Annotated in this window: 6 protein-coding genes and 2 pseudogenes; 4 read left to right on the top strand and 4 right to left on the bottom strand. The window is 71.0% G+C overall.

Annotated features, from left to right (window positions below; genetic code table 11):
* Positions 1-303 precede the first annotated feature (303 nt).
* The gene (locus CG747_RS50425) at positions 304-435 is read left to right on the top strand and encodes a hypothetical protein (protein WP_257981142.1); all 132 of its coding nucleotides are present in this window, start codon (positions 304-306) and stop codon (positions 433-435) included.
* Between the two features lie 11 nt (positions 436-446).
* Here CG747_RS50425 and CG747_RS48630 read toward each other — a convergent pair whose 3' ends face one another.
* Positions 447-617 (bottom strand): hypothetical protein, encoded by a 171-nt coding sequence (locus tag CG747_RS48630; RefSeq protein WP_180985982.1) that lies wholly within the window; start codon positions 615-617, stop codon positions 447-449.
* Positions 589-723, bottom strand: a pseudogene (locus CG747_RS43370) (IS701 family transposase); the annotation flags it as partial. The gene CG747_RS48630 and the pseudogene CG747_RS43370, both read right to left, overlap by 29 nt.
* 474 nt (positions 724-1,197) lie before the next feature.
* On the opposite strand from CG747_RS43370, the gene CG747_RS43365 reads away from it, so the two are divergent.
* Complete coding sequence (locus CG747_RS43365; RefSeq protein ID WP_100607386.1) at positions 1,198-2,865, top strand: amidohydrolase; 1,668 nt, start codon at positions 1,198-1,200, stop codon at positions 2,863-2,865.
* Between the two features lie 100 nt (positions 2,866-2,965).
* On the opposite strand, the pseudogene CG747_RS43360 reads toward CG747_RS43365, so the two are convergent.
* Positions 2,966-3,781 (bottom strand): annotated as a pseudogene (locus CG747_RS43360) (IS5 family transposase).
* A 216-nt stretch (positions 3,782-3,997) separates the two neighbouring features.
* Here CG747_RS43360 and CG747_RS43355 point away from each other — a divergent pair.
* Entirely contained in the window at positions 3,998-6,235 is a 2,238-nt protein-coding gene (locus CG747_RS43355) for a serine/threonine-protein kinase (RefSeq protein WP_100607385.1), read from the top strand.
* Between the two features lie 50 nt (positions 6,236-6,285).
* Here CG747_RS43355 and CG747_RS50420 read toward each other — a convergent pair whose 3' ends face one another.
* Complete coding sequence (locus CG747_RS50420; protein WP_257981143.1) at positions 6,286-6,414, bottom strand: RNAseH domain-containing protein; 129 nt, start codon at positions 6,412-6,414, stop codon at positions 6,286-6,288.
* Here CG747_RS50420 and CG747_RS43350 point away from each other — a divergent pair.
* A complete protein-coding gene (locus tag CG747_RS43350) occupies positions 6,385-6,918 on the top strand; it encodes a recombinase family protein (protein WP_257981141.1) in 534 nt (177 codons plus the stop codon). The genes CG747_RS50420 and CG747_RS43350 overlap by 30 nt on opposite strands.
* Positions 6,919-6,924: the final 6 nt, after the last annotated feature.

The following is a 6,924-nucleotide window of genomic DNA, read 5'->3' as shown; positions in this document are numbered from 1 at the left end:
TACCGTCTCCCGGCGCTGACGTCCCGCAGGAGTCAGCCCGCCCCCATCCGCATATCTCACAGACCACGAATACAGCCACCCGCCCACGCCCATCAGCGACTTCGCAAGGATTCACCCCAACGAGCTGAAGTCAGTAGCCGCCCGAAGTCGCCTCCGGAGCCCCCGCCGAGGAACCGTCCGGCCGCATCGGCCGCCCCACCGGCACCGCCACCCACGGGCGACGAGCCGAATTCGTCACCCGAGACCACCGCCTGGCTCGATGCGTACCGACGCGCGCACCCCAACGCCACCCATGAGATGGTGATGGCAGCCGTACGCGAGCGGCGCGACGACCAGACGAAGTACCGCGGCATGTCGCCGGGCATGAAGTCCGCTTTCAAGGAGATCGAGAGGCAGCGCCGCGGGACCGGCTGGGACGGCGACTGGGCCCGGTGAGGGTGCCCCGCTCAGGCGGAGGCGGCGCGGATCCGCCCAGCGAAGTCGAAGACGCTGAGGCGTAGGGCCCGTTCCGCGTCCACGCCGCGAGGCAGATGCGTCTGGTCGCAGCCGATGGCCAGCCCCGCCAGGAACGCCGTCCGGCCCGCCTCCACGCTGCATTTCAATCGGATGCGCTTCACCGGCTCGTTCCGCCAGCGACCAGCCGTTCTTGCGTTCCAACGGCGCAACCAGCCCAACCATGTACTCCAGTGCCCGGCCTCGCGGCTCCGAACGGGCAAACCGTGCAGCGAACCCCGCGTGTCACCCCGCCAACTCCCCACGCCACGAATCGACTTGCCGCACACCAGGTCCACAGATACTGGGACACTCAATCACACCAAACCCCACAACTGTGATTGCAGTACTAAGGCCGACAAGATCAACGACGTGCGCGGCGCGTGTCTGGGCGGCCAGTCCGTCGCCAGTCTGGCCCGCGAACGTCAGCCGGGGTGCCTCCGTACGGCCGTCGCCGACCTCATGCCCGAGCGCACCGCTGGCCACGAGGACACCCCGGCTCCGGAGCCAGCGGTGACCCTCTCTCGTGGCTGACACCCGGCACTGAGTGGAAGGCGACTGCCGCATCAAGATCAACTGTTGGCGGCTTTCGGGCTGACCTCGGCAATGCCCCAGGTAGGGGCTCTCCTTGCGCGGGCGGGCGGGGCGTAGCCTGGGGCCGGGGATGGGCACCGTCGCCAGTCCGCCCGCTTGAGGAGACGCACCATGGCACCCTGTCCGCACGCCGACCTGCTCCTGCGCGCCGCCCGCATCCACACCCGCGTCGAGGGGCAGGTACCCCAGCGGGCACTGGCCGTGCGCGGGGACCGGATTGCGGCCGTCGACCCCGATCCGCACGGTCTGGACGAGCTGATCGGGCCCGACACCCGCGTGCTGGATCTACCCGGTGACGACGTAACCGTGCTGCCCGCCTTCGACGACACCCACACCCACCTGATCTCGGCGGGGGACAGCGCCCACGACGTGGCGGTCGATGGGGCCCGCAGCATCGCCGAGTTCCTGGACCTGATCCGGGCTCGCGCCGCAAAGACCCCGGACGGCCAGTGGATCCGTACGGCAGGGCACTGGCAGGAGCTGAACCTCGCCGAGCGCCGCTTCCCCACCGCCGCTGAGCTGGACTCCGCCACCGACCGGCACCCGGTCCTCGTCCTGCGCGGCGTCCACAACCAGGTCCTCAACGGGTACGCGCTCAAGATGTGCGGCATCGACGCCACCACCCCTGATCCGGAGGGCGGAGCCATCGAGCGCAACGCCGACGGCACCCCGAACGGGCATCTCGTCGACGGTGTCGCCCTCATCCAGCCGCAGCTGCCCGCCCCCGACCCGGCCCGCAAGCTCGACGGGCTGCGGCTCGCCTCCCACGACTACGCCGCCACCGGCATCGGCACCGTCCGTGACACCAACGCCTCGCTCGCCGACCTCGCCGCGCTCAAGCAGCTGCGGGACGCCGGTGATCTGGGGTGCCGGGTGCGGGTGCTGCTCACCACGATGGGCTTCACGACCGTCGAGCAGGTCGAGGAGCTGCTCGACGGGATGGAAGGTTGGAAGTACGCCGAGGACCCGTGGTTGAAGGTGTGGGGCGTGAAGTTCTGGATGGACGGCGGAATCGAGTCCGGCGCCCTCGACGAGCCCTACTGTCCCGCACACCGCCCCACCCCCGGCTACACCGGCCAACTCGCCTGGGACCAGGATGTGTTGGAGGAGGCCGTGGAATGCGTCGTTCGGCGCGGCTGGCGCGTCGGTATCCACGCTTACGGGGACCGCGGGGTACGCACACTGCTCGACATGTTCGAGCGCGTGCGGGCCCGCATCCCCGGACTGCCCTACGGCGCCCTCGTCATGGAGCACGGCGGCATCGCCGACGACGAACAGCGCCGCCGCGCCGTCGCCCTCCGCATTCCGGTGACCGTGCAGCAGGCACTGCTATACGACGTGGCTACCGTGCAGAGCGAGTACTGGGGCGAGGAGCGGGTCGCCCACCTGTTCCCCGCACGGCAGTGGCTGGACGCCGGCGCCGACATCTCCGGCGGCTCCGACTACCCCGTCGGCTCGTACGGCGCCGCCCACTCTCTGTACGGGCTCACCACCCGGCAGACCGTCTCTGGCGTGCTCGGCGTGGACCACGCCATCGGGCGCGATGAGGCCGTCGCCCTACACACCACGGCCGCCGCCCGCCTCACCGGCGAGAGCGCGCTGCGCGGGCAGCTCACCCCGGGGCGCCTCGCCGACCTCACCGTGTGGGCGCGGGACCCGCTGACCGTGCCAGAGCAGGAGCTGGCCGGGCTGCGGCCCACCCACACCTTCCTCGGTGGTGTCCCCGTGCACGCGCCCGGCGAGCGGGCCGGGGCGCAGGCGCGTACGTCCGAAACGTAGGCATGTCGGGGGCGGCGAACGAAAGGTTCCTACGACGATGACCTCCGGGGCGGACACGGCCCCGCCACACTGCGGCGAAGGGCAATATTAAGACCGTGTCCTATGTGGTGAGGCGGATCAGGCGTTTGTAGCAGCAGAGGGCTGCGGCGAGTCCGAGAAAGGCCAGGTAGTTGCGGGGATCGCGTTCGTAGCGGGGGCTGAGTCTGCGGTAGCCAGTCAGCCAGGACATGGTGCGCTCGATCACCCAACGTCGCCGCCCCAATCGCTTGCTGGACTCGATGCCCTTGCGTGCGATGCGGACGCCGATGCATTGCCGCGGAGCCATTTCCGCAGGTGAGGGATGTCGTAAGCCTTGTCCGCATGCAGGCGTTGGGGTTTAAAGTACCGGCCGTTTGGGGGTCGTGTCTCGTTTGGTGACCGGCGACCATCGGCTTCAGCCCTTCGCTGTCGTGGACGTTGGCTGCGGAGACGCCGACGACCAGGGGCAGTCCGTTCGCGTCCGACAAGACGTGCATCTTGGAACCCGGCTTGCCCCGGTCCACGGGGCTCGGACCTGTGTGTTCGCCCCCTTTTCAGCCCTGACGTGGGCGGAATCCAGCACCACGCGGGTCACGTCGATCAGGCCGGCGTCGTCGAGCCGGTGTAGGACCGCCTCGTGCAGGCGGCCCCACACTCCCGCTCTGGACCAGATCAGAAACCGGCGGTGAGCCGTGGACTTGGAGATCCTGAAGCAAGGCGGCAACGCACGCCAGGCACAGCCACTGACCAACACATAGATGATCGCCGCGAACAACGTCTCATCAGGCGTGTCCTGCGTGCCGCCACCCTGCGGCCGCACCCGCGCCGGCGGCAACAGTGGCCTGGCGATCTCCCACAACCCGTCCGGAACAATCCATCCCCACCGCCCACTCCCCATAGCCAGCCCAACGGCCAACTGGCCATGTAGGACACGGTGTTAGCCCCGACCTGCCGTACGCACGGGTGCGCCCCGGCCCTTCCCCGGGCCGGGGCGCACCCGTGCGTACGGCCTCGGTGAGAGGGGGAGGGGAGCTCTTCCCCCGCTCTCCGGACGGTGTTGAATGAGCCGTGTCCAGGGCGCGACGGATGTGGTGCCGGATATGGCGTGGGAGGGGTGGCTGTGCGCGTTCTGGGGGACCGCTACGAGCTGGTGTCGTTCGTGGGTCGCGGCGGCATGGGGGAGGTGTGGGAGGGCCGGGACCGGGTGATCCGGCGTCGGGTCGCGGTCAAGCTGCTGCCGTACCGCCGGGGCGGCGAGTTGAGCACGGAGCTGTTCTTCCGCGAGGCGCGCACGGCCGGAGGGCTCAGCCACCGCGGGGTCGTCACCGTTTACGACATGGGCCAGGACCCGGGCGACGGCACGCTGTTCCTGGTCATGGAGTTCGTGGAGGGCCGGGACCTGGCCGCCGTGCTGCGCGAGGACGGTCCGCCGGCGGTGCCGGTCGCGGTGGACTGGGGTGTGCAGGGCGCTGCTGCGCTGGCCGCAGCCCATGATGCGGGCATCGTGCACCGGGATCTGAAGCCGGCGAACCTCATGCTCACGTCGGGCGGCGACATCAAGATCCTGGACTTCGGCATCGCCCGCTTCATGGTGGCCACCGACAAGTCCAGCAAGGTCATGGGCACCCTCGCCTACATGGCGCCCGAGCGGTTCCGGGAGCACAGCGGCGACGCCCGGACGGACCTGTACGCGTTCGGCTGCGTGCTGTACGAACTCCTCACCGGCGACACCCCGTTCAGCGCGGCGGACCCGGTGTCGATGATGACCGCCCACCTCCAGCAGACGCCCACCCCGCCCGGTGAACTCCGTCCCGGCGTCCCGGCGGCGCTCGACGACCTGGTCATGCGGCTGCTGGCCAAGGACCCCGCGGACCGCCCGGCATCGGCGGCCGACGTCCGCGACGCGCTGCGCGCACCGGGCATCGCCTCCGGGGCCGACCCGGCGCCGCCCTCCGCCGCCGAGGCGCCCAGCACCGCACCGGCCCGCGATACGCCACCCCTCCACACGCCGCCCCCGGTCGAGCGCACGCCGACCGAGCACACCCCGGGCGGCCCGGCCGCGGACGCCGGTCCGGGGCCGTTCGCCGACCGGCACCACCTCCCCACGCAGACGGCGCCGCCGCCCGAGCCCGCGCACCGGCCGGCCGCCGGCGGCGAGCCGGCACCGGGCCCGCTCCCCGGCCGGCGCCGCGCCCTACGGCTCGGTCTCGGAGCGGCCCTTGCGGCCGGAGTGACCGGACTGGCGCTGTTTCCCTGGGGAGACGGGCAGGACGGCTCGGCGGCAGGCGGCACCGGCACGGGAGCCGGCGCTCCGTCCGGTACGTCGGCGCACGGCGCCCAACCCTGGCACTACTACGCCTCCACGCTCGTTCCGCGCGGGCCCGCACTCTCCGGTGGCGTGCTCTACCTCTTCGAGGAGGGTATCTGGATCCACGCCGTGGACGCCCTCACCGGCGAGAAGCGGTCGAGCGTCACCGTGTACGGCGCCGAGCTGCCCAACGGGTTCCTCGCGGCGGCCGGCGGAATGCTGTTCGTGGGCGGTGCCAAGGGCAAGCTGTACGCGGTGAGGAGCACCGGCGGCAGCCCGACGTGGACGTTCACCGCCGGCAACGACATCGGCTGCGCTCCCACCGTGGCCGGCAAGCTGGTCCTGGTCGGCAGCCTGGACAAGTCGCTGCACGCCCTGGACACCGCCACCGGCACCGAGAAATGGTCCTTCGCCACGGGGGGCTTCGTCCTGTCCCCGGTGACGGTGGCTCACGGGACGGTCTTCGTGGGCAGCGACGACCGGAACTTCTACGCTGTGGACGCGGCCACCGGCGCCAGGAAGTGGGCGTTCCGGGCCGGCAGCACGTTCCGGGCGACCGCCGCCGTGGACCGGGGCGTCGTCTACGTCCCCAACAACGACCAGACCCTGTACGCCCTGGACGCGGCCACCGGAGCGAAGAACTGGGCCGTCCCCCTGGGCGGCGGCACCAAGCCCGACGCCAACGACTTCCCGTCCTGCCCGGTGGTGGCCGACGGGACGGTTTACGTCGGAGGTCGCGACAACCTCCTCCACGCCCTGGACGCGAAGACGGGCCGCACCAAGTGGACCTACGGCATCTCCGGCGACTTCAGGCCAACGACACCGGCCGTGGCGGACGGCACGGTCTACGTGGGCAACCGAGCGGAGCCCTACGGGACCCTCTGCGCCGTCGACGCGTCGACCGGCCGCAAGCGATGGTCCTTCAGGACCGGGTCCGCGGTGGGCGACATCGGTGCACCGGTCGTGGCCAACGGCCTGGTGTACGTCGCCAACAGGGACGGCTTGTACGCCGTTGTCGCCGCCACGGGTCAGGGCCGCAGCTGACGCCTGCCCCGACCCGTCGGACAGCCCCTAGCCCCCTCGCACGGCATCGCTCACCGAGCGTCTTCTTCTTCATGCAGCGTGCGCCGGTAGTTGGGGTGGTCTTCGTCCATCTGGATCGTCAGGTGGATGGGGAGTGGATAGTCGGTGCGATGGTCGTAGGAGAGGGCGTTGTCGCACAGGCGCGCTGCCGCGTGCTGTTCACCGTCTACGAGATGAAGCGGCTCGGCCGGGACGCCGCCGAGCTCACGGCGCTGGCCGACCACCTCACCGCCCACGGCCTGGTCCTGCAGATGCTGGCCGGCCCGCTGCCCGGCATCTACGACCCGTCCGGCCCCGGCCGGATGCTGTTCGGGGTCTTCGCCGCCATGGCCGAGACCGAGCGCGAGAGCATCCGCGAAGCCACCCTCGAAGGACTCGATGCCGCCGCCCGCAAGGGCAAGCACGGCGCCGGCCGCCCGTCATCACCGACGACATGCTGGACAACCGTGCTGCGGCCCCGGGCAGCGGGCGAGTCCGTCGAGCAGATCCGCCTCGACCTGATCATCCCCACCGGCAAGCGCAAGGGCCAGAACCCGGGCCTGGCCAGCATCTACCGGGCGCTCGCCGAGCACGAGAAGCGCCAGGCGTACCCCGAAGCCGTCGCCAGGCCCACGCCGACTTTCACCGCCCTCCAGACCAACTGACGGCGG

This window comes from Streptomyces sp. CB02959 (assembly GCF_002803155.1).
Lineage (GTDB): Bacteria > Actinomycetota > Actinomycetes > Streptomycetales > Streptomycetaceae > Streptomyces.
This window is presented reverse-complemented; position numbering and strand designations above follow the sequence as displayed.